Source organism: Jannaschia faecimaris (genome assembly GCF_900107415.1).
Taxonomy (GTDB): domain Bacteria; phylum Pseudomonadota; class Alphaproteobacteria; order Rhodobacterales; family Rhodobacteraceae; genus Jannaschia; species Jannaschia faecimaris.
The window spans coordinates 79,525-105,250 of the sequence record NZ_FNPX01000006.1; the positions used below are offsets into that span (position 1 = coordinate 79,525).

At 62.6% G+C, this 25,726-nt stretch carries 27 protein-coding genes; 20 read left to right on the forward strand and 7 right to left on the reverse strand.

The window, feature by feature from the left end; all coding sequences use genetic code 11:
• The first annotated feature begins 33 nt into the window (after window positions 1–33).
• The 5 genes from BLV27_RS08865 (at window position 34) to BLV27_RS08885 (ending at window position 7,247) form a co-directional block, all read left to right on the forward strand.
• Complete coding sequence (locus BLV27_RS08865) at window positions 34–2,235, forward strand: RNA degradosome polyphosphate kinase (RefSeq protein ID WP_092645275.1); 2,202 nt, start codon at window positions 34–36, stop codon at window positions 2,233–2,235.
• 66 nt (window positions 2,236–2,301) lie between these two features.
• Entirely contained in the window at window positions 2,302–3,849 is a 1,548-nt protein-coding gene (locus tag BLV27_RS08870; protein WP_092645049.1) for a Ppx/GppA family phosphatase, read from the forward strand.
• Between the two features lie 88 nt (window positions 3,850–3,937).
• Window positions 3,938–5,278 (forward strand): proline--tRNA ligase, encoded by a 1,341-nt coding sequence (gene proS / locus BLV27_RS08875; protein WP_092645051.1) that lies wholly within the window; start codon window positions 3,938–3,940, stop codon window positions 5,276–5,278.
• A gap of 33 nt (window positions 5,279–5,311) precedes the next feature.
• Complete coding sequence (locus tag BLV27_RS08880; RefSeq protein ID WP_092645053.1) at window positions 5,312–6,580, forward strand: lipoprotein-releasing ABC transporter permease subunit; 1,269 nt, start codon at window positions 5,312–5,314, stop codon at window positions 6,578–6,580.
• Window positions 6,573–7,247 carry an ABC transporter ATP-binding protein gene (locus tag BLV27_RS08885; RefSeq protein ID WP_092645055.1) on the forward strand — a complete coding sequence of 225 codons (675 nt, stop codon included), beginning with the start codon at window positions 6,573–6,575 and terminating at the stop codon, window positions 7,245–7,247. Before BLV27_RS08880 ends, BLV27_RS08885 begins: the two co-directional genes overlap by 8 nt.
• Here the strand turns inward: BLV27_RS08885 and BLV27_RS08890 are convergent, their stop codons facing one another.
• The 3 genes from BLV27_RS08890 to BLV27_RS08900 form a co-directional block, all read right to left on the reverse strand.
• Window positions 7,248–8,045, reverse strand: coding sequence for a bestrophin-like domain (locus BLV27_RS08890; RefSeq protein ID WP_092645057.1), 798 nt, complete (start codon window positions 8,043–8,045; stop codon window positions 7,248–7,250).
• 99 nt (window positions 8,046–8,144) lie between these two features.
• Complete coding sequence (locus BLV27_RS08895; RefSeq protein WP_092645059.1) at window positions 8,145–9,101, reverse strand: alpha/beta fold hydrolase; 957 nt, start codon at window positions 9,099–9,101, stop codon at window positions 8,145–8,147.
• Between the two features lie 10 nt (window positions 9,102–9,111).
• Window positions 9,112–9,396: an SCP2 sterol-binding domain-containing protein gene (locus tag BLV27_RS08900; RefSeq protein ID WP_092645061.1), complete on the reverse strand. Its 285-nt coding sequence runs from the start codon at window positions 9,394–9,396 to the stop codon at window positions 9,112–9,114.
• Between the two features lie 53 nt (window positions 9,397–9,449).
• Here BLV27_RS08900 and BLV27_RS08905 point away from each other — a divergent pair, with 53 nt between their 5' ends.
• The 5 genes from BLV27_RS08905 to BLV27_RS08925 all read left to right on the forward strand — a co-directional run bounded on the left by BLV27_RS08905 (window position 9,450) and on the right by BLV27_RS08925 (window position 14,477).
• A complete protein-coding gene (locus BLV27_RS08905; protein ID WP_139176579.1) occupies window positions 9,450–10,034 on the forward strand; it encodes a tetratricopeptide repeat protein in 585 nt (194 codons plus the stop codon).
• Window positions 10,035–12,938, forward strand: coding sequence for a helicase-related protein (locus tag BLV27_RS08910; RefSeq protein WP_092645064.1), 2,904 nt, complete (start codon window positions 10,035–10,037; stop codon window positions 12,936–12,938).
• Window positions 12,935–13,318: an RNA-binding S4 domain-containing protein gene (locus BLV27_RS08915; RefSeq protein WP_092645066.1), complete on the forward strand. Its 384-nt coding sequence runs from the start codon at window positions 12,935–12,937 to the stop codon at window positions 13,316–13,318. The genes BLV27_RS08910 and BLV27_RS08915 overlap by 4 nt, the downstream gene beginning before the upstream one ends.
• Window positions 13,319–13,369: 51 nt before the next feature.
• Window positions 13,370–13,705: a ferredoxin FdxA gene (fdxA, locus tag BLV27_RS08920; protein WP_092645068.1), complete on the forward strand. Its 336-nt coding sequence runs from the start codon at window positions 13,370–13,372 to the stop codon at window positions 13,703–13,705.
• A gap of 250 nt (window positions 13,706–13,955) precedes the next feature.
• Complete coding sequence (locus BLV27_RS08925) at window positions 13,956–14,477, forward strand: CarD family transcriptional regulator (RefSeq protein WP_092645281.1); 522 nt, start codon at window positions 13,956–13,958, stop codon at window positions 14,475–14,477.
• Between the two features lie 59 nt (window positions 14,478–14,536).
• On the opposite strand, the gene BLV27_RS08930 is transcribed toward BLV27_RS08925, so the two are convergent.
• Window positions 14,537–14,923, reverse strand: a complete 387-nt coding sequence (locus BLV27_RS08930) for a metallopeptidase family protein (RefSeq protein ID WP_092645070.1) — start codon at window positions 14,921–14,923, stop codon at window positions 14,537–14,539.
• Window positions 14,920–15,522, reverse strand: a complete 603-nt coding sequence (locus BLV27_RS08935; RefSeq protein ID WP_092645072.1) for a VOC family protein — start codon at window positions 15,520–15,522, stop codon at window positions 14,920–14,922. Before BLV27_RS08935 ends, BLV27_RS08930 begins: the two co-directional genes overlap by 4 nt.
• Here BLV27_RS08935 and BLV27_RS08940 point away from each other — a divergent pair.
• Both BLV27_RS08940 and rpe read left to right on the forward strand, forming a co-directional pair.
• Window positions 15,521–16,090, forward strand: coding sequence for a 5-formyltetrahydrofolate cyclo-ligase (locus tag BLV27_RS08940; RefSeq protein ID WP_092645074.1), 570 nt, complete (start codon window positions 15,521–15,523; stop codon window positions 16,088–16,090). The genes BLV27_RS08935 and BLV27_RS08940 overlap by 2 nt on opposite strands.
• Window positions 16,091–16,120: 30 nt before the next feature.
• Entirely contained in the window at window positions 16,121–16,819 is a 699-nt protein-coding gene (gene rpe / locus BLV27_RS08945; protein WP_092645076.1) for a ribulose-phosphate 3-epimerase, read from the forward strand.
• Between the two features lie 335 nt (window positions 16,820–17,154).
• On the opposite strand, the gene BLV27_RS08950 is transcribed toward rpe, so the two are convergent.
• Together BLV27_RS08950 and BLV27_RS08955 are read right to left on the reverse strand one after the other, a co-directional pair.
• Window positions 17,155–18,159 carry a Gfo/Idh/MocA family protein gene (locus BLV27_RS08950; RefSeq protein ID WP_092645078.1) on the reverse strand — a complete coding sequence of 335 codons (1,005 nt, stop codon included), beginning with the start codon at window positions 18,157–18,159 and terminating at the stop codon, window positions 17,155–17,157.
• Window positions 18,156–19,223 carry an isocitrate/isopropylmalate dehydrogenase family protein gene (locus BLV27_RS08955; RefSeq protein WP_092645080.1) on the reverse strand — a complete coding sequence of 356 codons (1,068 nt, stop codon included), beginning with the start codon at window positions 19,221–19,223 and terminating at the stop codon, window positions 18,156–18,158. The genes BLV27_RS08950 and BLV27_RS08955 overlap by 4 nt, the downstream gene beginning before the upstream one ends.
• A 60-nt stretch (window positions 19,224–19,283) precedes the next feature.
• Between BLV27_RS08955 and BLV27_RS08960 the strand changes: the two genes are divergently transcribed.
• The 8 genes from BLV27_RS08960 to BLV27_RS20100 all read left to right on the forward strand — a co-directional run bounded on the left by BLV27_RS08960 (window position 19,284) and on the right by BLV27_RS20100 (window position 25,699).
• Window positions 19,284–19,571 carry a putative quinol monooxygenase gene (locus BLV27_RS08960; RefSeq protein ID WP_092645082.1) on the forward strand — a complete coding sequence of 96 codons (288 nt, stop codon included), beginning with the start codon at window positions 19,284–19,286 and terminating at the stop codon, window positions 19,569–19,571.
• A gap of 1 nt (window position 19,572) precedes the next feature.
• Window positions 19,573–20,373, forward strand: a complete 801-nt coding sequence (locus tag BLV27_RS08965) for an N-acyl homoserine lactonase family protein (protein ID WP_092645084.1) — start codon at window positions 19,573–19,575, stop codon at window positions 20,371–20,373.
• A 169-nt stretch (window positions 20,374–20,542) separates the two neighbouring features.
• Complete coding sequence (locus BLV27_RS08970; RefSeq protein WP_092645086.1) at window positions 20,543–21,592, forward strand: TRAP transporter substrate-binding protein; 1,050 nt, start codon at window positions 20,543–20,545, stop codon at window positions 21,590–21,592.
• Window positions 21,593–21,683: 91 nt separating this feature from the next.
• Entirely contained in the window at window positions 21,684–22,520 is an 837-nt protein-coding gene (locus BLV27_RS08975) for a TRAP transporter small permease subunit (RefSeq protein ID WP_092645088.1), read from the forward strand.
• Window positions 22,520–23,968, forward strand: a complete 1,449-nt coding sequence (locus BLV27_RS08980) for a TRAP transporter large permease (RefSeq protein ID WP_092645090.1) — start codon at window positions 22,520–22,522, stop codon at window positions 23,966–23,968. The genes BLV27_RS08975 and BLV27_RS08980 overlap by 1 nt, the downstream gene beginning before the upstream one ends.
• A 171-nt stretch (window positions 23,969–24,139) precedes the next feature.
• The gene (locus BLV27_RS08985) at window positions 24,140–24,682 is read left to right on the forward strand and encodes a copper chaperone PCu(A)C (RefSeq protein WP_170831396.1); all 543 of its coding nucleotides are present in this window, start codon (window positions 24,140–24,142) and stop codon (window positions 24,680–24,682) included.
• Window positions 24,683–24,684: 2 nt separating this feature from the next.
• On the forward strand, window positions 24,685–25,278 hold the full coding sequence (locus BLV27_RS08990) for an SCO family protein (RefSeq protein ID WP_092645094.1): 594 nt from the start codon (window positions 24,685–24,687) through the stop codon (window positions 25,276–25,278).
• Window positions 25,279–25,507: 229 nt separating this feature from the next.
• The gene (locus BLV27_RS20100; protein WP_342024373.1) at window positions 25,508–25,699 is read left to right on the forward strand and encodes a VOC family protein; all 192 of its coding nucleotides are present in this window, start codon (window positions 25,508–25,510) and stop codon (window positions 25,697–25,699) included.
• Window positions 25,700–25,726: the final 27 nt, after the last annotated feature.

Genomic DNA, 25,726 nt, shown 5'->3' on the forward strand with positions numbered 1-25,726 from the left:
CCCGACACGAAAGGTGCCTAGACGCGTCCCATGATGAAAGATCTGACCGCACCCCTTGCCGCCGACTTCCTGAATGCCCCGCTGCCCGACCCGGTCGAGTTGGACGAAGACCGGCGGACCAGCCCCAAGCGGTTCTTCAACCGTGAACGCAGTTGGCTGGCCTTCAATTGGCGTGTTCTGGAGGAAGCGGAGAACCCGCGCGTGCCCCTTTTGGAGCGGCTGCGCTTCCTGTCGATTTCGGCGGCCAATCTGGACGAGTTCTATACCGTTCGCGTGGCTGGCCTGCGGGAATTGGCGCGTGCGGGCAACCGCACGCCAGCCGCCGACGGACGCACGCCCGCCGAACAGTTGGCGATGATCGACGAGGATGCGGTGCGCCTGCTGTCCCATCAACAGGCCGTCTGGAAGGCGCTGCGGCTGGAGATGGAGAAGGAAAAAGTCAGCCTTCTAGCGGCAACTGACCTGACCGACGAGGAAAAGCAGCAGATGCGCACGCTGTTCCTCAATTCGGTGTTTCCCATCGTGTCGCCTTTGGCGATCGACCCGGCGCATCCGTTCCCGTTCATCCCGAACGAGGGGTTCGCGGTTGCCGTGCAGATGGAGCGCCGGTCGGACAGGCGGACGCTGCGTGCGCTGCTGCCGGTACCTGCGCAGATCGACCGCTTCATTCGTCTGACGCCCGAAGACGGCAACGACGTGCCGATCCGATTTCTGCCTTTGGAAGAATTGCTGCTGTTGCAGATCGAGCAGCTCTTTCCCGGCTACGTCCTCAAGGGCCACTGCGCCTTTCGCGTGCTGCGCGACAGTGACCTGGAGGTCGAGGAAGAGGCCGAGGACCTGGTGCGGGAGTTCGAGACCGCGCTCAAGCGCCGTCGGCGTGGCGAGATCATCCGCCTCAAGATGACAGCCCATGCGCCCGAAGGTCTGCGCCGGGAGATCGTGGAGGAGATCGGCGTGGACGAGAGCGAGGTGATCGAGGTCGATGGCCTTATCGGCCTGGCCGCGCTCAAGGAGTTGGTCGTGGGAGACCGCAAGGACATGCTGTGGCCCACGTTCACCCCCCGCGTGCCCGAGCGGGTGCAGGACCATGGTGGCGACATGTTCGCCGCGATCCGTCAGAAGGACATGCTGCTGCACCACCCCTACGAGACATTCGACATGGTCGTGCGCTTCCTGACGCAGGCGGCGAACGACCCGGACGTGGTGGCGATCAAGCAGACCCTGTACCGCACATCGCGCGACAGCCCGATCGTGGCCGCGCTGTGCGAAGCGGCCGAGGCTGGCAAGACCGTCACCGCACTTGTGGAGTTGAAAGCCCGCTTCGATGAGGCCGCGAACATCCGGCAGTCGCGCCGGTTGGAGCGGGCGGGCGCGCATGTGGTTTATGGTTTCACCCATATGAAGACCCACGCCAAGATCTCGACCGTGGTCCGCCGCGAAGGCGACAAGCTGGTCACTTACACGCACTTCGGGACGGGCAATTACCACCCGATGACGGCGCGGATCTATACGGATTTGTCGCTTTTTACCTGCTCTACCACGCTCGGGCGCGACGCGACGAAGGTGTTCAATTTCATCTCGGGCTATGCGCCGCCTGACGGCTTGGAAAACCTGGCCATTTCACCCAGCCAGATGAAGGAGCACCTCTTGGCCTCCATCGCGGCCGAGGCGGAATACGCCAGGGCAGGGAAACCGGCCGCGATATGGGCCAAGATGAACGCCCTGATCGAGCCGGACGTGATCGACGCGCTTTACGCGGCCAGCCAGGCCGGGGTGCGCATCGACCTTGTGATCCGGGGTATCTGCGGATTGCGGCCGGGCGTGAAGGACTTGTCCGAGAATATCCGGGTCAAATCCATCGTGGGCCGGTTTCTGGAGCATTCACGGATCGTGTGTTTCGGAAATGGTCATGGCCTGCCCAGCAAGAAGGCGCGTGTCTACATCAGCTCCGCCGACTGGATGGGGCGCAACCTGAACCGCCGGGTTGAGACGCTGATCGAATGCGTAAACCCCACGGTGAAGGCGCAGATCGTCAGTCAGATCATGGCGGCAAACCTGGCTGACACGGCACAAAGCTGGGTCTTGGGGCCCGAAGGCGACTGGGTTCGGCCCGACCTGACGGGTGTGGACAATCCGTTCAGCTGTCACCGGTTCTTCATGGAGAATCCGTCGCTGTCGGGTCGGGGGTCCGCCGGGGCCAAGGACGTGCCGGAATTGACACATAGCAGCGATTGAGCGCGTTGACCCCGCCGCGCGCAGCGTGGCAGACGTTCCGCATCAAGACGGGAAGGGGCCGGCTGCATGTTGGGTGACGTGATCGACCCGGAGGAATCTGGCCCCTTTGGTGCGCCGCTGTTCGATGGACCCGAGGCGCGGGCGCTGCGCCGGGTAGGCGTCATCGACGTCGGGTCGAACTCCGTCCGGCTTGTGGTTTTTGACGGCGCGGCACGGTCGCCCGCGTATTTCTTCAACGAGAAGATCCTATGCGGCCTTGGGGCCGGCCTGGCCGAGACGGGCACCTTGAACCCTGAGGGCCGTGTACGAGCACTGATGGCGCTCAAGCGGTTTGCCATCCTCGCGCGGGGGATGGAGGTGAACTCCCTGACCGCCGTAGCCACGGCAGCCGTGCGCGAGGCCGAGGACGGACCCGCCTTCGAAGCGGAGGTCCGTGATCAGACCGGCCTGAAGCTCTGGGTGATCGACGGAGCCGAGGAGGCGCGGCTGTCGGGGCAGGGCGTGCTGCTGGGCTGGCCCGAGGCGCAGGGCCTGATGTGCGACATCGGCGGGTCGTCGATGGAGTTGGCGGAGCTGCAGGGCGGCGCGGTGGGGGCCACGGTATCGGGCAAGCTGGGCCCGCTGAAGTTGCAGGCGGTCAAGGGCAAGGGGGCGCGCCGCAAGGAAATCGACTCCGGGATCGAGGAGATGACGCGGGTTCTGGGCCGATCACGCTATGACAAGCTTTACCTGGTGGGCGGCAGCTGGCGCGCGATCGCGCGGGTCGACATGGAGCGGCGGGGCTATCCGCTGCACGTGCTGCATGAATACAAGATGACGCCCAAGGATTTGCGCGCAACGCTGGATTTCATCGCCACGCAGGACATGGCCGACCTTGGCAAGCGGACATCCACCTCGATGGCGCGTATGTCGTTGGTGCCGATCGCCTGCGAGGTCCTGGACCGTGTGGTCAAGACGGTAAAGCCGAAGGAAATAGCCATTTCGAGCTATGGCATCCGGGAAGGCCTCTTGTACGAGCAGATGCCCGACGTGTTGCGCGCACGCGATCCGTTGATCGAAAGTTGCCGCGCGTCAGAAGCGGCTTCGGCCCGCCTGCCGGGGTTCGGGCGCGTCCTGTACCATTTCATCGCGCCGCTGTTCGCGCGCGAACGGGATCGCCGTCGCCGTCTGATCCGTGCCTGTTGCCTTTTGCACGATGTCAGTTGGCGCGCGCATCCCGACTACCGCGCTGAGATATGCTTTGACAACGCGACCCGTGCCAACCTTGGCGGTCTGACCCATTCGGAGCGGGTATACATGGGGCTGGCCCTGTTGCACCGCTACCGAAACAAGCGGGAGGGCACGCCGTTCGAGGCGCTGGCACCGCTTCTGGGCGATGAGGACACGCAGCAGGCGGAAGTCGTGGGCAAGGCGATGCGGTTCGGCGCGATGTTCTCGGCCCAGGATCCATCGCTGATGGGGAAGATGAAGCTTTACCCGAAGAAGGCGCAGTTGGAGCTGTCCCTGCCGAAGGGGGACGGCGAAGCGCTGTTTGGCGAAGTCGCCGAGGCGCGGTTCAAGTCGTTGGCCAATTCGTTGGGCTGCACCCCGAGCGTTCGTGTCGTCAAACGCTGATCCCTCGATTGCGCGGCAACGGCCGGCGCATCTTGCCCCGGACCGGCACGATTGATACCGCAAGCATGACCAATCGAGAGAAAACGCCATGCGCCTGAGCCGCTATTTCCTGCCCGTCCTTAAGGAAACCCCGTCCGAGGCGCAGATCGCCAGCCACCGCCTGATGCTGCGGGCGGGCATGATCAAGCAGTCGTCCGCAGGCATTTATTCCTGGCTTCCGCTGGGCTACCGTGTGCTCAAGCGGATCGAACGGATCGTCCACGAAGAGCAGGAGCGGGCGGGCCATATCCCGATGCTCATGCCGACGTTGCAAGGCGCGGATCTGTGGCGCGAAAGCGGGCGCTACGACGCGTTCGGGCCCGAAATGCTGCGGATCACCGACCGGCAGGATCGGGAGATGCTGTATGGTCCGACGAACGAGGAGATGATCACCGATATCTTCCGCTCGCACGTGTCGTCCTACAAGGACCTGCCGCTGACGCTGTATCATATCCAGTGGAAGTTCCGCGACGAAGTGCGGCCCCGCTTCGGGGTCATGCGCGGGCGCGAGTTCCTAATGAAGGACGGCTATAACTTCGACCTGACCAAGGAAGACGCGCTGCACGCCTATAACCGCCACCTGGTCAGCTATCTGCGCACCTATGAGCGGATGGGCCTGCAGGCGATCCCGATGCGTGCGGATTCAGGGGCCATGGGCGGCGACAACACGCATGAATTCCTGGTATTGGCCGAGACGGGCGAGTCGGAGGTCTTCTATGACGCCAACGTCACGGACATCGTCCTTGGCAAGCGCGACATCGACTATGATGATGTGGAGCAATGCGCGGGCGTGATGGAGGAGTTCACGAGCCTCTACGCCCGCACGGACGAGACCCATGACGAGGCCGTTTTTGAAAAGGTGCCCGAGGAGCGGCGCCGCTCCGCCCGCGGCATCGAGGTGGGACAGATTTTTTACTTCGGAACCAAGTATTCCGACGCCATGAACGCCAAGGTTCAGGGCCCTGATGGCAAGCCGACGGCGGTGCACATGGGGTCGCACGGGATCGGCGTCAGCCGCCTGGTCGGCGCGATCATCGAAGCGAGCCACGACGATAAGGGCATCATCTGGCCCGAGGGGGTGACTCCGTTCCATGTTGGTATCGTGAACCTTAAACAGGGTGACAGCGCAACCGACAGCGCCTGCGACGGCATCTACAAGGCACTGGAGGCAGAGGGCCTTTCGGCGCTTTACGATGACCGCAAGGACCGTGCGGGCGCGAAGTTCGCGACGATGGACCTGATCGGCCTGCCGTGGCGCATCACGGTTGGTCCGCGCGGCTTGGGCAACGGTGTGGTCGAGTTGACGAGCCGTCGCACCGGTGAGAGCGAGGAGATGTCGGCCGAAGCCGCCATTGGACGGGCGAAAGAGATCTACGCCGCCCATATGTGATCCGACGCCCCCTTCCGAAGGAAGCCGCTTTTAATGTTCAAACGCTACGAATGGATGATCGCCTGGCGCTATTTGCGGGCGCGGCGCTCCGAGGGCGGGATCAGCGTCATGACCTGGATCAGCCTGATCGGCATCGCGCTCGCGGTTTTCGCGCTGATCGCGACCTTGGCGGTGCGCGCGGGGTTCCGGTATGAATTCGTCGGCACGATCGTCGGTGCCAACCCGCATGTCAGTGTCTATTCTTACGGCGAGACGCTGCCCGACGGGCGACTGACGCGCACGATTTCCAATTACGACGCGTTGGCCGACGCCCTTGCTCAGGTGCCCGGCGTCACTTCCGCCATGCCGGTGGTCGAGGGGCAGGTAATGGCCACGGCCAACGGGCGCAACGCAGGTGTGCAGGTGATCGGCGTATCGCTGGAGGACCTGCGCCGGGTGGAGTTGGTCGCCAACCCCGAAGAAAGCGCCGGATCTCTGGACGATTTCGAAAGCGGGATTGCTCTCGGGGCCGTTTTGGCGCGCGAATTGGGCGTGACGGCGGGCGACAGGGTGCGCCTGATCTCGCCGGACGGGCAGAAGACCCCTATGGGCACCAGTCCACGCATCAAGGTCTACGACGTGGCGTACGTATTCCGCGTGGGCCGCTATGACATCGACCGGATCCGCGTTTACATGCCGTTCGAGGAGGCGCAGCTTTACTTCAACCGCACCGGCGTTGCCGACCAGGTGCATGTCGTAACGACCGACCCCGAAAGCGTTGACATGTTGGCCCCCGCGATCGCAGCGGCGGCGGGAGTAGGTTCCTACCTGTTCACTTGGAAGGACAACGCGGGTGCCTTCCTGCGTGCGTTGCAGATGGAGGACAACATCATGTTCGTCATCCTATCGATCCTCGTGCTGATCGCGACGCTGAACATCACCAGCGGCCTGGTCATGTTGGTCAAGAACAAGGGGCGCGACATTGGCATCCTTCGCACGATGGGCCTGACGGAAGGGACGGTCTTGCGCGTATTCTTTTTGTGCGGGGCGAGCATCGGGGTCATCGGGACGGCCATCGGCGTGGTGCTGGGGTGTCTCTTTGCGGTCTACATCGATCCGATTTTCAGCTTCGTGAACTGGATGGCGGGCGGCGGCGTCTGGGATCCGTCGGTGCGCTTTATCTCGGCGCTGCCGGCGCGACTGGAGTTGGGCGATGTGCTGTCGGCTGTCGCGCTGTCGTTGACGCTTTCGTTCGTCGTGACGATCTTCCCGGCCCGCCGCGCGGCCCGCATGAACCCGGTGGAGGCCCTGCGCTATGAGTGAGGCGCTGAAGCTGACGGGCATCTTCAAGGGGTACAACCTTGGCCAGCCCAGCGAGATCCGCGTGCTCAATGGTGTGGATCTGACTTTGGAGCCGGGGCATGTGACCGCGTTGGTCGCCCCGTCGGGCGCGGGCAAGTCGACGCTGCTGCATATCGCGGGCCTGCTTGACACGCCTGACAAGGGCACGGTGACGCTGGCGGGCCAAGACCTGACCGGGCAGACGGATCGCGTGCGCACGCGCGCCCGCCGGGAACGGATCGGCTTTGTCTATCAGTTCCATCATCTGCTGCCGGAATTCACGGCGGCAGAGAATATCATTCTGCCGCAATTGGCGAACGGCGTGTCTCAGGCGACGGCGCGGGCCCATGCCGAGGACCTCTTGGGCCGCGTGGGCCTGTCGCACCGGATGGATCACCGCCCCGCCGAGATGTCGGGTGGCGAGCAGCAGCGCACCGCCTTTTGCCGGGCACTGGCCAACGGGCCGAGTCTGCTTCTGGCGGACGAGCCGACGGGCAACCTCGACCCCGGCACGTCGGATACGGTGTTCGACGCCCTTATGACGCTGGTGCGGGAGACAGGGATGTCGGCCTTGATAGCTACGCACAACCTGGCACTGGCGGCGCGGATGGACCGGACGCTGCGGCTAGAGCAGGGGCGGCTGGTCTGATCAGTCGGCCTCGTCGGCGGCGGTGCGCACCGCCTCCGACAGGAACCGCTCAAATGCAAGGGGACGCGTCTCGCCCGGTGGGGCATAGGGGTTCGCAAAGGCCACGATAAAATAGATGATCAGCCCGGTGTAGCCCGCGAAGCCGGACAGAAGGGTCAGGTTGAGCGGCGAAGGCGTCCAGGTGAAATAGGCGGCCGAAATCAGCGCGACGCCCGACAGTGCCGCCATGAGGAACAGCCACGGCGGACCGCTGAGCACCGCGTTTTCCCGTGCTTCGCGCAATTCGGACAGTTGGCGTATGTCGTCGATCATGATGCTTAGAAGCCGCTCCTGCCGAAGGGTCCGTGGCTCAAGATCGAGGATCGCTCCGTATGCGGCTTCCCATTCCGCCCATGCCGACGCGGTCAATCTGCCGGTGCTGCTCAGGGCGGCCCACTCTTCCTCTGCGACGATTGTGGCATAGCGGGCAAGGTGGTGACGGACCGGCTGCGTCTCCTCCTCCGCCTCGTAGCGGATGGAATCGTAGTAGACGTCGCCCAGCATGGCCGCTTCGCGAGCGGCGGCGACCTTCACATCCCGGATTGATCCCAGTTCCTGAGCAAACACCAGCGCCAGAACCAGCCCGTGAAGCGCTGCTATGCGGAACAGGACGGACCCGGCCAGTTCCCGCGTTTCCGCCACGGCCAATGGCCCGAGAACCCGCCGCGCCAGCCAGTAAGAGCCAAGTGCCAGTAATACGATGAATACCACGGACACGGCGGCAGTCAGGGCCACGGGCAGCCCGAGCAGCGCGCTCATGCGGGTGTGCCGAAGCTGTCGTGCGAAATCAGGCTTATCACCGATTATCCGTGGCCAGTTGTTCGTTGCACCAACCTAGACCGGGAACCGGCTCAGCGTCTACGGCGCGGGCGTCGGAAACCGCCCGTCGAAATGCGCGGCGATGCTATCGTAGATCTGCCCGCGCAGCTCTGCGTTTTCCATCAGAACCTCGTGCCGGGCACCTTCGACCATCTGTAGCTCACCATTCGGCCATGACGCCATGCGAACGTGAATGGAATCGGCGGAAACGATATCTTCGTCTGTGCCGAGAAATGTTAGAGCGGGCACGCCGGGCGCGGCCAACCGGGCACATGCGTGCATTTCACGCAACGCCGCCCAGACCCAGCCCAACGATGGCCCACCGAGTGCCAGGTCGGGATAAGTCGTGATCTGTCGTTTCATCCAGGCGAACATCCTGGCATCGCGGGTCAGCAGGTTGTCTTCGAACGGGGCCGCCGCCGGATCGGCCGCGTTGCCGGACTGACGGGCGGAGCGTTCACCAAGTCCGATTGCCGCAGCAGCCGAGGAGATGGTCCAGCCCATGAACCGACGGTGCGGAGGCAGGGGGAGGCCCCACATCGGGGCCGAGAATGCGGCTCGCCGGAACGCGGTTGGGCAACGCACAAGCGTGCGCAGCGCGATCAACCCGCCCATTGAATGCCCCAGAATATACCAGGGGCGAGGCAGGTCCATGTCGGTGCACATCGCCAGAGCGGCATCAACGTCGATCTGGAAATCCTTGAAATCATTTACATGGCCGACCAGGCGATCATGCGCAGGGCGTGGCGACAGTCCTTGGCCGCGGACATCGATTGCTACGCTGGCAAATCCGCGGGCGTGCAATTGGGCGGCGGCGTCGGAGTATTTCTCGGTATATTCCGTCCGACCCGGAACGATCATCACGGTGCCGCGTGTCCCTTCGGGCCAGACCGCAACCCGGACACGGACCCCATCCGCTGCCGTCACCCAATGGGCGCGGCCCTGAGGTGGTCCGCTGGCGACGTCGGCATGGTACGGCGCGTCCGGGTAGGTCATGTTTCGGTCATCAGGACAGTTCAGCGCCCAGCTTCATCGCCTGGCTCATGTCGCCGTCGACCGAAAGCTTGCCCGTCATGAAGGCGGATGTCGGGTTCACGTCGCCGTCGAGGATGCCCTTGAAAGTCTCGGCGTCGGCGGTCATCGTGCAATCGGCATCGTCGTCTCCGGCGCGCACGCCGTCGGAATCGACCATGATTGCGCCTTCGTCTTCGATCACGAACTTGACGCTGCCGTCGAAGGTGCCAATCTTTGCAGAAAGCTGTGTGACGGCCTCGTTGATAATGTCGCTCATATCAGTTCCTTTGAATTCTGATCGCCGAAACGGCGGATGGGGTCCGACACAGGATGATTGACCTGCGCGTCACTCTCAAGGCCCTCACGCTTGCTGTCGCGTGTTGTTACGCCACGTATTCACTTGCGCAGGACGCGCCGGAGGTGCTGTCGGAAGATGCCCAGGTGCTTTTGAACCGGTTGGGCACGCTGACGGCGGAGGAAGATGCGGGCGAAGCCACGCGCCTTGCGGCTGAAATCCTTGAACGTTGGACCCATTCAGGCAGTGCTGCGCTGGACCTGCTTTTGCGGCGGGGCACCGACGCGATGGAGGCGGGCGACTACAAACGGGCGATCTCGCATCTGACCGCGCTGACCGATCATGCGCCGGATTTCGCCGAAGGGTGGAACGAGCGGGCGACCGCATTCTTCCTGATGGAAGAATACGGGGCGGCGATCGCTGATATCGAACAGGTCCTGATTCTGGAGCCGCGACATTTCGGCGCGCTGGCCGGACTGGGCATCATTCTTCAGCAATTGGGCGACGATGCCGGTGCCCTCAGGGCTTTGAAGGCGGCCGCGCAGGTCTATCCGGCGGAAGAAAACGTAAACCAGGCCATCGAGCGGTTGGAACAGCAGACCGGCGAACGGACCCTCTGAATGGATACCAATCTTGGCCGGGTGACGGCGGTCCTCGGGCCGACGAACACGGGAAAAACGCATTACGCGATCGAACGTATGTTGTCGCACCGCAACGGTGTGATCGGCCTGCCGCTGCGGCTGCTGGCGCGAGAGGTTTATGACCGGATCGTCGCGATCCGGGGACCCTCGGTCGTGGCACTTGTTACCGGAGAGGAGCGTATCGTCCCGGCACGTGCGGCCTACTGGGTCTGTACGGTTGAAGCGATGCCGCAAGGCATGGGCAGCGATTTCGTTGCCGTGGATGAAGTGCAACTCTGCGCCGACCCGGACCGGGGGCATGTCTTTACGGACAGACTGCTCAACATGCGGGGTCTGCACGAAACGCTGTTCATGGGGTCCGACACGATGCGGCCCACGATTGCGGCGCTGGTTCCCAAGGTGCAATTCACGCGCCGGGAGCGTTTTAGCGAGTTAACCTATACAGGCCCGAAAAAGATAAGTCGTATGCCCGGAAGGACGGCAATTGTCGGGTTTTCGGTCGAGAATGTGTATGCGATTGCGGAGCTGCTACGCCGGCAGAAGGGCGGGGCGGCGGTCGTAATGGGGGCGCTTTCGCCACGAACGCGCAACGCTCAGGTCGAAATGTACCAGAACGGCGACGTGGATTACCTGGTGGCGACGGACGCCATCGGCATGGGACTGAACCTTGATATCAAACACGTCGCATTCTCGGCCACCTCCAAGTTCGACGGGCAGCGAATCCGCCCCCTTATGCCGCACGAGTTGGCGCAGATCGCGGGACGGGCCGGCCGCTACATGCAGCCGGGGTCGTTCGGTGTCACCGGAGAGGCGGGACCGCTGGAAGAGTTCCAGATCGAGGCTATCCAGACCCACAGCTTCAAACCCATCGACCGGCTTATGTGGCGCAACGAGCGTCTGGACTTCGGCTCACCCGAGGCTTTGATCGCGTCGTTGGAAGCCCCCAGCACGGACATGATGCTGGTCAAGGGGCGGGAGGCTGACGATCTGTCGTCGCTCAAAACCCTTAACGAGTTGGAAGGTGTGGCCAGCCGCATCCGCGATGCCCGCGACGTGCGCCTGCTCTGGGATGTTTGCCGAATTCCCGACTTCCAGGGCATCAGCCACGGCGAGCACACTACGATGCTGGCCCGCATCTTCGGCTTCCTGCACGAACGGGGACGCGTCGACGGCGATTGGTTCGCCCGGCAGATCAAACGCATCGACAAGACCGCGGGCGATATCGACATGCTGTCCAAACGATTGGCATATATCCGCACATGGACCTATGTTGCTCAGCGAAAAGACTGGGTGGACAATGAATCGCATTGGCGAGACGCCACGCGGGCGGTAGAGGACCGCCTGTCAGATGCGCTCCACCAGGCACTGACAAATCGGTTTGTCGACCGGCGAACCAGCGTGCTGCTCCGGCGGCTCAAGATGAAGGAGGGCCTTTTGGCCGACATCAACGATAAGGGCGAAGTGACCGTCGAAGGCGAGACGCTGGGGCGTCTCGAAGGGTTCCGCTTCCACCAGACGGGAACGACTTCGCCGGATGAGGCGAAGACCGTACGGCAGGCCGCGACGCAGGCCCTGCGCCCCGAGTTCCATTTGCGCGCCGACAGGTTTTACAATGCGCCTGACACCGAGATGGACTTCACCGAACAAGGCGGCCTGATGTGGGGCGACCGGGCTGTCGGCAAGCTGGTGAAGGGGGGCGAAGCCCTCAAGCCCGCGGTCGAGGCCTTCGTCGACGAAGAGGCCGGACCCGAAGTCATGCAGAAGGTCACGCGCCGTCTCCAGCATTTCATCGACCGCAAGGTTGCCGCCGCGATGGAGCCGCTCATCGAAATGTCGCGCGACGAGACGGTTACGGGGCTGGCCCGCGGTTTCGCGTTCCGGATGCTTGAATCCTTCGGCATCCTGCCGCGTCACGAGGTCGCGCAGGACGTGAAGGAATTGGATCAGGATGCGCGCGGACAGCTTCGCAAGCATGGCGTGCGTTTTGGTCAATTCACCATTTTTCAACAACTGCTGCTGAAGCCCGCCCCGACGCGCCTTCGCCTGGTGCTCTGGTCGCTCTGGAACGACCTTCAGGAGTTTCCCGAATCCCCGCCGCCCGGCCTGGTGACCGTTCCAAATGTCGAGGGCATGCCCAAAGGCTATTACACGATGGCGGGCTACCGGCTTGCCGGCGCGCGCGCGATCCGTATCGACATGCTTGAGCGTCTGGCAGATCTGCTACGCCCTGCCGATTCGCGTGGGGGTTTTGAGGCGACGGCGGACATGCTGTCGATTACCGGCATGACGCTGGAGCAGTTCGCCGACCTCATGGGCGGTCTGGGATACAATGCCGAGAAAGGTGAACGGGCCAAGGTAAAGGCGACCGCGCCCGATACACCCGCCAAACCAGATACGCCGGACGCCCCTGAACCCGATACGCCGCCGTCACCAGATACGCCCGACTCGCCCGTCATCCCGGAAGGACCTGACGAGACGCCGCCGACGCCTCCCGCCGAGACGCCGGTCGAGGACCCGCAGGAAGTTCCCGGAGTGCCGCCTGTTGAAGTGCCCGGCGAGCAGCCGCTGGAAACACCGATCGAGATGTCTGCCCACGTCGCGGCAGAGGACGCGCCCGAGATGGAGGTGTTTTACACCTTCACATGGGCCCCGCGCCGTCAGCCGAACCGTGGTCCCCGCCGTGGAGGCAACCGCGAGGGGCAGGGCGATCGGCCGCAGCGCAAGGGTGGCAAGCCACAGGGCAAAGGCGGTCCGCGCCGGGACAAGGCCGGTGGGAAGGGGGGCGATCGTGGGCCGAAAACCTACGAAGCCAAGCCGAAGCGCGACAAGCCTATCGATCCGGATAACCCCTTTGCCGCGCTGGCCGCGCTTAAGGACAAGTGAACGACGCACCGCAAAAACAGCGAATTGACAAGTGGCTGTGGCAGGCGCGTTTCTTTAAGACGCGCACGCTTGCCGCGCGGATGGTTAACGGTGTCGGCGTCCGGTTGAACGGTGAAAAGGTCAGCAAGTCCAGCACGATGGTGTCGGTCGGCGATATGGTGACCTTTCCGCAGGCCGACCGCATCCGTGTTGTCGCGATCACCGGCCTTCCGACGCGGCGCGGTCCTGCGGCGGAAGCGCAGGGTATGTACGACGATCAATCGCCCGCACCCGTGCCCCGTGTCGGACCGCGCCCAACCGGGCGTGATCGCCGCCGGATGCAGCAGGATCTCACGGAATTGCGAGGCTGGGCGGGTTCTGACCCAGCCTCGCTTGAATGACCGGCACGTCGGGGCTAGACCGCCTGCGACGCAGACCAAGGACCCTTACAAATGACCTATATTGTTAACGACGCTTGCATCGCATGCAAATATACCGACTGCGTCGAAGTCTGCCCCGTGGATTGCTTTTACGAGGGCGAGAACATGTTGGTCATTCATCCCGACGAATGCATCGACTGTGGTGTCTGCGAACCGGAATGCCCTGCCGACGCAATCCGTCCTGACACCGAGCCGGACATGGAGAAGTGGGTTGAGTTCAATCGAAAGTATTCGGAACTTTGGCCGGTGATCATCTCCAAGAAGGATCCGCTTCCGAACGCCGAGGAAATGGATGGGAAAGAGGGCAAGATGGACCTGTTTTCCGAAGCCCCGGGCGAGGGCGGCTGACGCAGGCCTGGACGACGTGACAGATGGGTCAGTCTCCATGTCTCTTTCAGGGGGGCCGTTTTTGTGGTATGGTGTCTGTATTGCGGGAACTTATATCCCCGTTCACTGCCACACGACGGCCATACGGACGGTACTTCTGCTGCCCCGACCGGTCCTGAATAGAAGCGCGTGAAAACAGGCGACGGGAAAATCCCGTGGTCTTTGTTTGGTGCGGCCCGACCGGCCGACGCGCACCCGAGACATCGAAAGGATGCCCATGTCCAAGAAGCCCGAATTCCGCCCCAACGATTTCGTCGTCTATCCTGCCCACGGTGTGGGACAGATCGTCAACATCGAAAAGCAGGAGGTTGCGGGTCTTGAGCTGGAGCTGTTCGTCATCAACTTCGTTAAGGACAAGATGACCCTGCGTGTTCCGACTAACAAGGCCACCGACGTTGGCATGCGCTCGCTGTCGTCGCCCGACGTTGTCGAGAAGGCGATGACGACCCTGAAAGGAAAAGCGCGCGTGAAGCGTGCGATGTGGTCCCGCCGTGCGCAGGAGTACGAAGCCAAGATCAACTCCGGCGACCTGATCGCCATCGCCGAAGTGGTGCGCGACCTGCACCGCAACGACGAACAGCGTGAGCAATCCTACTCCGAGCGTCAGCTTTACGAAGCGGCCCTGGATCGACTGACCCGTGAATTGGCCGCAGTAAACAAGGACTTGGACGAAGATGGCGCGCTGAAGGCCGTCGATGAAGTCCTCTCGGCCCGGCCCTCGGCCGCAGCCTGATCACCAGCGACTGATGAGTTCGAAACGGGGTTCCTTGCGGGGCCCCGTTTTTCTTTGGCTCAGGTCCACCATTCGTCGATGCGGGCGATGTCGTCGTCCGACCAGCCGAAGTGGTGCGCAAATTCGTGCACCGTGACATGTGCGATGAGTGCGGCGATGGAAATATCGCCCCGGTCGGCCCATTCGTCCAGAATCGGGCGGCGGAACAGGTAGACCGTAGATGGCGGCTCCGGTTGGGAGGGATCTCGCTCGGTCAGGGCGATCCCATCGTAAAGACCCGTCAGATCATAGGCCGATTCGATCTGCATTTCAGCCAGCAGGGCGTCGTCGGGCCAGTCATCCACGACGATCCGCACCTCGGCGGCCAAACCGGCGAACGGGGCAGGAAAAGCCGCACGCGCGTCTTTGGCAATCCGTTCAAACGCGGTCAGGTCTGGGGCGATCATGGGATCTCGCGTGGGCCGTAGGGTGTGTCGATCCGGGCGGTGATCCGCTGCGGCCCGGTGCCCACGGCGATGCGCGAATCGTCGATCAGCTCGGCGATTACGTTGGCCAGGTCCGCAGCGTCCGGATGCGTCAATGTCAGCTCTGCAAGGCGCAACCCGCTGTCCGGGAAGGTCGGCGCGGGGGTGTCCCATTGCAGCAGTGCAGGAAAGCACCCGTCGAAGGGCAGGATGCCGTCATCCGGCACGGCCATTCGCCAGCGGAATTCCCCTCGCTCGAACTGCAAGGGGCGTCCGGCCCCCGGGAAACGCGCGATCAGCGCGTCCAGATCGTCGCAGCGTGCAATCCAATTGCCTATACGCGGCGGTCCGGCGCGCCGATCCAGGTTGAACCAACGCGGGCGGTCGGGGCCGGGGGCGGCCGGGTCGACGGCGATCACCTCGAAATATTCGCCAGCAGCCAGGCCCGACAGACGGTTGTGCGTCGACATCAGCGCATGTTTGCCGCCGGGGCCCATTTCGTGACCCAAATGGCCGGAGACATGGGCGCAGCCCTCTTCCAGCGTTGCGGCGGCGATGGCGAAGTGGTCAAAGGTTGTCATGGGAGATGACGCTAATCTCACGGCGCTCAAGGCGCAATTGCGCAAGCGCTGCATTGCGTTTCGCGACGATGTCCCGGCCGAGCGTCGGGCCATGGCTGCGACGCGGCTTTATGCACGGCTGATGGGTTTGCGCGGGCGGACGATCGCGGGCTTCCTGCCGATCGGATCCGAGGTCGACCCCAGGGGCGCGATGCGATCCTTGGCGAAAGACAACCGAGTTTGTGTTCCGGTGGTCACCGCACGCGGCGCACCGCTTCGGTTCCGCGAATGGTGGCCCGGATGCCCTTTGGAAACGGGTGATTTCGGTGTCTCCGTCCCGACGGAAGGGGGCTGGCGGGTGCCGGATGTCGTAATCGTCCCGCTGCTCGGGTTCGATCCGCAGGGGGGGCGGCTGGGCTATGGTGGCGGCTTTTATGACCGGACCTTGGCAGGCTTGCGCGAAGCACTTGTCGTCGGTTTCGCCCTGGAGGCGCAACGCATCGACTCCATCCCGCAAGAGCCGACCGACTTCCAATTGCCTTACGTGATCACCGATGTAGGGGTTCACGCGCCCGGCGGCGCGGTGTAACGCCGATCGCAATCGACCGGGGAGAATTCGATGTCCGATACTTTCGACCGTTCCATCAAGATCGCGCCTTCAATCTTGGCCGCGGATTTCGCCAACTTCGGCGCGGAATGCGCAGCGGTGGAGGCACAGGGTGCCGATTGGATCCACGTAGACGTGATGGACGGCCATTTCGTGCCGAACATCACCTTCGGGCCGTCGACCTGCGCCGCAATCCGGCCCCATATCAAGGGGGTGATGGACGTGCACCTGATGATCGCGCCCGTCGACCAGTATATCGACGGCTTCGCTCAGGCCGGTGCTGACATCATCACCGCGCATGTCGAGGCCGGGCCGCATATTCACCGGACACTTCAGGCCATCCGGGGCGCGGGGGCCAAAGCTGGTTTGGCTCTGAATCCCGGCACACCGGTCGAGGCGGCTTTGCCGCTGCTGGATGACGTGGACCTGGTCCTCGTGATGTGCGTGAACCCCGGTTTCGGCGGTCAGAAGTTCATCCACACCCAACTGGACAAGATCCGTGCAGTGCGCGCGGCCATCGGCGACCGTCCGGTGCATATCGAGATCGACGGCGGCTGCGACCCCGTGACAGCCCCGCTGGTTGCCGCGGCAGGCGCGGATGCTCTTGTTGCGGGATCGGCCGTCTTCAAGGGCGGATCGGTGTCGAATCCGACCCCCTACGGTGTGAACATCGCCGCGATCAGGAATGCGGCAGAGGGTGCGTCAGCCTGAACGTTCTTCAAACAGGCTACATGCCCGGGCTGCGGTGGCCCCATCGCACAAGAAGGGCTTTCGTCGACACTCTTGTACGCCAGTTTCGTAAGGGTGTCGTCCGCGTCCACCGGGGCCAGTCCGACAACTGCGGATAAAACCAGCACCATGAACGCGACATGCGTCCGCCTGTGAGGCCAGGAGACGATAGACTTCATATTCCGCCCTTTCAGAGCTTCGCGGTCCGGCATACGGGCCACATTTGAACCGGAGCTTTTTACCCCAATATAGCGGTTGTACGCGCCGGTCCTGAAGATCGCGTAAATGCTGCGATCACTGCCCTTTTTTCCAAAGGCTCAGCCGAAGTCGACCGGCAAGCGGGCCTTGGCGGCGTCGCTGGCATAGGCCAATTCGGTCAGGCGCATCACGGTCAGGTAGTCACGCGCCTCGTTTTCGAAACGGCGTTTGCCGGCCACTGCCTCGACCACATGTGATTGCAGCGCATGCACACAGTCCCCGGCGAAATCGGGCCAGTCCCGCGGGGCCAGCAGCTTCTCGACTGCGCGCGACCCGGAGGGGCGCAGCGTAACAGATCCGTCGCCGATCAGCGTGATCGTGCCGGTCTCGCCCTCAAGCAGCGCTTCGCCGAAGGTACGACGGGTGTCGTCGGTGTCGAAATCCAGCAGGCGGTTGCCGTCATATACGGCGCGGGTACCACCGCCGTAGTCGAAGATCAGGTGGCCCGCGTCTTCCCCGCGTATAACGGGGTTCAGGCGGCGCAGGTCGGCGTAGACGCCGTCGGGAACGCCCAGCAGAAAGCGGAACGTGTCAATGTAGTGCACGCCCGTCTCGTGGATTAGGAGGCGAGGCATCGTCTGGAAATACGGTTGCCGTGCGAGATATGCGTCCGGTCCCTGTCCGTCGCCTGTACGCATGCGAAATGTCAGGTTGTACGGCGTGCCGATCCGCCCGGCGTCCAGTGCCGCCTTCATGGCGCGGAACCAGGGCTGGAAACGGAAGTTTTCATGGATGATGAGGGTGACGCCAGCGGCTTCGGCGTCGGCTGTGACGGCCTCCGCTTCTTCTAGGGACGTGCAGAACGGCTTTTGGCAGATGATCACACGCGGGGAGTGGGGCAGGGCGGCGCGGATGGTTCCGGCGTGCATCGGCGGTGGGCCCGCGATGTCCAGGATGTCAAACGGGCCCGTGGCCAGCAGGTCGATGACCGTCAGATGGTCCGCGTCCTTGCTCGGGTCCGCATCGCAGGTCGCGGCAAGGGTCGCGCCGTCGATCCGTTCCCACGCGCGGCGGTGGAACTGGGCGAAGTATCCCAGCCCGAGCAGGCCAACTCGAAGGGTCATAGGCGCGCCATCACGGCGGCCCCGGCACCCCTGCAATCCAGCGACCCGCCCAGGTCGCCCGTAACTTCGCCTGCGGCAAGACAGGCGTCAACGGCGGCTTGGATACGCATCGCGTCCGCGATCATCGCGGGCACTCCGTGGCGGCGGCCTAGCCAATCCAGCATCATACCCGCCGACAGGATCATAGCAAAAGGGTTGGCGACGCCCTTGCCGGCAATGTCCGGCGCGGACCCATGGCAGGGCTGGAACACAGCGTGGTCGTCACCGATATCGGCAGACGGTGCCATGCCCAGCCCCCCCATCAGGCCCGCGCCCAGGTCCGATAGGATGTCGCCAAACATGTTCTCGGTCACCATCACGTCCCAGTCCCAGGGTTTCAGCACGAACCACAGTGCCATCGCGTCGACATATGCGTGATCTGCGGTCAGGTCCGGGTAGTCCCGCGCTACGTCGTCAAAGATCTCGCGCCAGAAGGCGAAGGCACGAAAGACGTTGGCCTTGTCCACGGAGGTCACGCGTCCCCTGTGGCCCTGCGCCTTGCGGTCTTGTGCCAGGCGGAAGGTGAAATCGCAGACCTTGGTCGTGGTTCGCCGCGTCAGACGCAGGGTTTCCTCGGCCATGTCGGCCTCGACGTGGCCCTTGCCTTGGGTGTGGAACAGTCCCTCCGTCGACTCCCGTATCAGAACGAAATCGACGGTCTTACCCTCGGGAAGATTCAGGGGTGTTTTCATGCCCGGTACGATACGGACGGGCCGGACGCCGGCGTAAAGGTCCAGCGCGATGCGGATATCGATCTGCGGCGTCATTTCGGTGCCATCTGGGTAGCGCACGGCGGGGTCACCCAGGGCGCTGAGAAGGATGGCGTCGGCCTTGCGAGCCGCGGCAAGCGAGGTTTCGGGCAGGTCGGAACCCACGTCGAGGTAGCTGGCCGCGCCCGCCGGGCAGTCGACAAAGTTAAAATCGTAGTCCGGGGAAATGCCGCGCAGAATGTCCAGGGTCGGGGCCATGATCTCGGGTCCGATGCCGTCTCCGTGGAATACGGCAATTTCGAAAGTCTTGGACATTTTGATATTCTCCGCGTTTGTTGACAGTAGCAATAAGAAGCAATCCTTGGGAGGGGAAGCATGTTCGCCGTCGTCGTCACCATCCAGGTCGCGCCGGAGCGCATGGCCGAATTCAAGCCCGCGATGATGGACAACGCGCGCGCGTCGCTGGGAGAGCCGGCATGCAACCGGTTCGACGTGGCCACTGATCCTGCCCGACCGGACGAAGTGTTTCTCTATGAGCTTTACGACGACGAGGCCGGCTTTGCCGCGCACAGGGAAACCCCCCACTACAAGGCGTTCGATGCGCTGACCGCCCCGATGATCGCGGACAAGGCCGTGAAGACCTACGCCGTTGTCGAGGGCTGACGTGTCAGAATGGGAGGTCATCGCGATCCGCTACGCCGACCGCAATGCGCGGGTTCGGGGTGACAGCTTCATCTTCGACGACGACCACAATGCGCCGCATCCGATGGACTATTTCATGTGGCTGCTGCGCCGGGGCGGGGAGGTCATTCTTGTCGACACCGGATATGACAGCGAGGAGGGAGATCGTCGCGATCGCCCCATCCTTCTGGACCCGCGAGAGGCGCTTAAACCCTATGGTCTAAGCGCCGAGGACATCAGCATCGTGATCGTCACGCACCTGCACTACGATCATGCGGGCGGGCTGCATCTGTTCCCCAACGCAACACTGCACATGCAGAGCCGGGAGATGGCCTATGCCACCGGACCATGCATGTGCCATCCAACGCTGCGGATGCCGTTCACGGGCGAGCATATCTGCGAGGCGGTCAAGCGGCTTTACTCCGGGCGGGTCACCTTCGCCGACGGCGATGCGGAAGTGGCCGAGGGCGTCACCGTCCACCGTATCGGCGGCCATTCCAAGGGATTGCAGGCCGTCCGGGTCCGTACGCAGGCGGGATGGCTTTGTCTGGCGTCCGACGCCACGCATTTCTACGAAAACGTCCTGGCCGAGAAGCCTTTTCCCATTGTTGCCGACGTGGGCGAAATGCTGGACGGATTCGCGACCTTGCGGCGTCTGGCCTCCCGAACCGAATTGATTATCCCGGGGCATGATCCGCTTGTCCGTGAGCTATTCGCGTCGAATACAACTGGGGGTTGTGTTTTGTCGGCGGGGCCGGTGAAGTCACTACCCACTTATGGGTAGCTCTCGGGGGGCGGGAGAGAAAATTGCGCCGCCTCGCTTGAAAGTTGCCAATTATGTCTGGTCTTAAACTGGTCGGATCGGTAAGAAATTATGACCAGACGACCCGGGAGGGGTCGTCGAACAGGCGCAACGTCGTCTGCCGTATCTGGTCCAAAGGGAGAATAACCAAATGAAACTCAAAGCTATCGCACTCGCGACTACCGCGGCTATCGCCACCAGTGGTGCGGCCAACGCTCAGGAAGTGCTGGAGATGACCTCCGCCTTCGGTAAGAACCTGCCGATTCTCGGTACCGCAGGCGTCGATTTCGTAGAGAAGATCAACAGCATTTCCGAAGGCGTCGAGTTCGAACATTTCGATCCCGGTGAGTTGGTCCCGACTCTGGAAGCCCTCGACGCTGTGTCGAATGGCTCGGTCGACGCCGCCTACACCACCGCCGGATACTGGCAGGGTAAGATCACGGCCGCATCACTGTTTGCCGCCGTTCCGTTCGGCCCCGAAGCCGGTGAATTTCTAGCCTGGATGCTGTATGACGACGGCGCGGAAATGTTCCAGCGCATGTATGATGAGAACGGCTACAACGTGCACGTTCAGCCCTGCGGCATCATCGCCCCCGAGACTTCGGGCTGGTTCAAGAACGAGATCAACTCCATGGCCGACCTTGAGGGTCTGAACATGCGCTTCTTCGGTCTGGGTGCCGAAGTGATGCAGCGTCTGGGCGTCTCGACCTCCCTGCTGGCCGGCGGTGACATCTTCCCCGCACTGGAGCGCGGTGCCATCGACGCGACCGAGTTCTCGATGCCCCGCATCGACGCGCGTCTTGGCTTCTACAACATTGCGAAGTTCAACTACTTCCCCGGTTGGCACCAGCCCGCCACGATGTTCGAGTTGCTGGTCAACAAGGACGTCTGGGAGGGCCTGGACGAGCGTAGCCAGAATCAGATCGAAGTCGCCTGCCTCGCCAACATCACGACCAACTATGCTGAAGGTGAAGCGACTAACTTCGCCGCCATGCAGAGCAACGTCGATGAGAACGGCGTGACCAACATGGTCTGGCCTGATGAGATGCTCGCCACTTTCGAGTCGACCTGGAACGAGGTTGCCGCCGAGCTGGCCGCCGAGGACCCGTATTTCGCGGAAGTCTGGGCCGACCTGCAGGAGTTCCGTGAAGGCTACAAGACCTGGGGCGACACGATCTACCTGCCGCGTCCGCGCAACTGATCTGATGTCTGACTGACGACGAACCGGGCGGCTGCAATTGCCGCCCGGTCTCACGACACGACCGGGGCGGATCGGAGATAAGGGAGCATCCATGTCACATGAGCTGGACGAAAAGGTCGTCGCTGTCCCAGGCAGCGAACCGATTGTGGCCATTTCCGATCCCGGAGAGGTCGATCGCGCGGAACACAACGGCGGTGACCGGGCGGTTGTGCATGTCGCCAATGTCTTCTCCTGGATCTACCCGATCCTGATGGTCGCCATCTGCAGCCAGGTTGTCCTGCGCGGGATGGGCAACAATCAGGCATGGCTCGACGATGCGCAATGGTGGCTCTATGGGGCTGCCGTCCTGATCGGCATCGGCTACGCGGTGACAACCAATTCCCACGTTCGCGTGGACATCTTCTATGACGGCTATGCGCCGGCCAAGCAGCGCAAGATCGATATCTTCGCACTGTCCTGGCTGTTCTTGCCCTTCATCATTCTGTGCTGGGATGTGACGCTGGATTATGCCATCAGCTCGGTGAAGGCCGGTGAGGGATCCGACAGTCCGAATGGCCTGCATGGCCTGTACCTACTCAAGGTCTTCATGAACGTCAGCTTCCTATTCATTGCCTTCGCGATCTGGTCCGCCTACGTGCGATATCTGGCAATGATCACGACGCCACTGTGGTGGCGCAAACTGCTCTACGCTTTTCCGGCAGTCGCCTTTGTCGTGAACCTCGCGATCTATTATGCCGCCCTCGGGCTCGTGCTGGCCACTTCCGAGCCTGGCACGACCGCCCGGCAGGCCTCCCGCCACTGGTTCTTCGACACTCTGGTGATCGGCCCTGAAGAGATGAAGTACACCATCGCTTCGGCCCTTGTCGTCACGATCATTATTATCGCCGCGGCCTACGTGCTGCGCGACAAGTCCGAGGACGCCGCCTGATGTTCATTCTGGAATTCATTGGCCGTCTCATGACGCTGAACGAACTTGCCGTGCTCGGGATGTTCCTGGCTTTCATCTGGATGCTTTTCCGCGGTATCCCGGTTGCGATGGCGCTGGTCGGCGTCTCGTTGATCTTTGCGCTCTTTGCTGAGATCTTCCTGGATCCGTTCCGCAGCAACTTCCGCGACATCATCGATTTCGACCGCACGGGGATCGACTACCAGAAGTTGTCGGTCCTGTCGGGCCGCCTGTTCGGTAACATCGTGAAGAACCCGGTCCTCGTCGCGCTGCCGATGTTTATCTACATGGGCTTGATGTTGGATCAATCCGGCGTTGCGCAGCGAATGATGCATGCCATGCAGAAGCTGTTCGGCGGCCTGCGCGGGGGGCTGTCGCTTACGGTGCTGCTGATCGGGATCATCCTGGCCGCCTCCACAGGGGTTATCGGGGCAAGTGTGACACTGCTGGGCGTCATGGCGCTTCCGGCGATGATGAACCAAAATTACTCCAAAACCATCGCGACGGGCACGATCGCATCAGCGGGGACGCTTGGCATCCTGATCCCGCCGTCGATCATGCTGGTGATCATGTCCGACCAGTTGGCGATCAGCCTGGGTGACCTGTTCATGGGGGCCTTGTTCCCCGGCCTGATCCTGGGCGGGCTCTATATCACGTTCATCGTGATCTACGGCTTCGTCAAACCCGACGCGATGCCGGCCCCCGAGAAGACTGACGAGGTGGGTTGGCCTGTCATCAAGGAAGTCCTGTTGGCCGTGGTGCCGCCAATGTTCCTGATCCTTCTTGTGCTGGGTTCGATTTTCGCCGGCGTTGCGACGCCGACCGAAGCGTCTGGTCTGGGTGCCTTCGGGGCGACTCTTCTTGCGCTGATGAACGGCAAGCTCAGCCTGAAGGTCTTCAAGGAGGTCGGTCGCTCGACGATGAACACGGCCGGATACATCGTTGGTATCTTCCTTGCGGCGAATTTCTTTGCGCTGGTCCTGCGTCGTTACGGTGGCGACGAGATCGTGCAGGATCATGTTTTGGGGGCATTTCAGAACCCCTACTTCATCGTGCTCTTCATCCTGTTTATCGTGTTCCTGTTGGGCTTCCTGCTTGACTGGATCGAGATCACGATCATCATCATGCCGCTGATGCTGCCGATCATTCAGGGGCTGGAACTGGCCGTGCCGGGCTTCAACCAGGTACAGGATCCGGCGGTGGTGTGGTTCGCGATCCTTGTGGCGGTGACACTACAGACCAGTTTCCTGACGCCACCGGTGGGCTTTGCGCTCTTCTACCTCAAGGGCGTCTGCCCGCCGGGTGTGACGTTGGCCCACATCTACCGCGGAATCATTCCTTTCGTGATCTTGCAACTCCTGGGTCTGGCCATCGTTTTCCTGTTTCCCGCGTTGACGACGTGGTTGCCTTCGGTCGCCTACGGAAGCTGACGCACCGCGATCTCGCGTCGGGAAGGAAGGGGCGGCCTTTGGGAGGAAGGCGGCCCCTTCATCTATTCGCGCACCCGTCATCACGTCTGCGAAAACGGTGCGATGCGGGTCTTCAAACTGGGTCTTCGGAATGCCATGTGCTCGTTTAGTATTTTGACCGGAGCCAATTCCTTGCGCCTTTTCCACGCCTGCCTCGCCGCCTTCCTGATGAACGTCAGCCCCGCTTTCGCTGATCCGGTTATGCATGGGGATCTGCACATCGAAGCCCCCATGCTGCGGGCGACACCACCCAATGCACCCGTCGGGGGGGGCTATCTGACAATTGTGAACGTCGGCGACGCGGACGACCGATTGGTCGGTGCCGCTATCGCTGACGGTGTCGCGCAGGAAGTTCAGTTGCACGATATGACGATGACCGACGGCGTCATGACCATGGCAGAGGTCGACGGCGGCATCGAAATCCCGGCGGGGCAGGTCGTGCAACTGGCTCCGGGTGGCCTGCACCTGATGTTCATGGGCCTGAGCCGACCTTTGACGGCAGGCGAGACGCATGAGATCACACTGACATTCGAGACGGCTGGCCAAGTCACCCTGACGGCCCCTGTCCTGACGTTGGGTGAGTTGCGTTCCGCAGTCGAGGCCCAAGATGCGATCATGCACACCGACCACGACGGCGCGCATGATGCCATGCATGACCAGCATCACAGGAATTGAACATGAACCGAACGAAGACGATTCTCTTGGGCCTTGGGGTTGCGGTTCTGGCACTGGGCGGCGGCATCGCGCTGCGCCAGGCACTGGACGCCCGCAGTCCCGGCTCGGTCGTCGCGACCGAATTGGGACAGCCCTTTAGCTTGGTCGACCACACGGGCGCGCAAATTACCGAGGCCGCCTTTTCGGGCCGTCCAAGCCTGCTTTTCTTCGGGTTCACGCACTGCCCTGATGTCTGCCCGACAACGATATACGACATGGAAACCTGGCTGACCGATCTGAACGTCGGCGAGGGTGAGATCGGTGCGTATTTCGTCACTGTCGACCCAGAGCGCGATACCCCCGAGTTTTTGCGCGACTACCTCGAGCCGCAGTCAGATCGCATCGTCGGGATCACCGGCGACCCGGAGGACGTTTGGGAAATGGCCAAGTCGTGGCGCGTCTATTTCCAGAAGCGGCCTTTGGGCGAAGGGGATTACACGATGGACCACTACGCCTCGACCTTCGTATTGAACGCCGATGGGGCGGTGGTTGACCTGATCACCTACGGGGAAGACGCAGAGAGCGCGAAAGCCAAGATCGCGGCCGTTCTGGGCTGACCGCACGCAGTATGATAGGCTTAACGCCCAAGGGAGAGCCGTCATGCAGAGGGTTGAAGGTCTAGGCGGAGTCTTCTTCCGCGCTCGGAATTCGGACGCGTTGGCGGAGTGATATGAGACCCATCTGGGCATTTCGGCGCACCATGGCGGTTGGGCCCAGTCCGGCGGGACCACGATCTCTACACCGTTTGCCGAGAACACCGATTACTTCCCGGACGCGAACAGATGGATGATCAACTTCCGCGTCGCCGACCTGGACGCCATGACGGCACAGCTGGAGGCGGCTGGGATCGTCGTTCAGACGAACGCCGACTGGAATTCCGATGTGGGCCGTTTTGCGCGGATATACGATCCGGAGGGCACTCCGATAGAACTCTGGGAGCCTTCCAAATTGGTCCGTGATCACGAAGCATCCGCCTAGGCTCAGGTCGCCTGGCTAATGGATGAC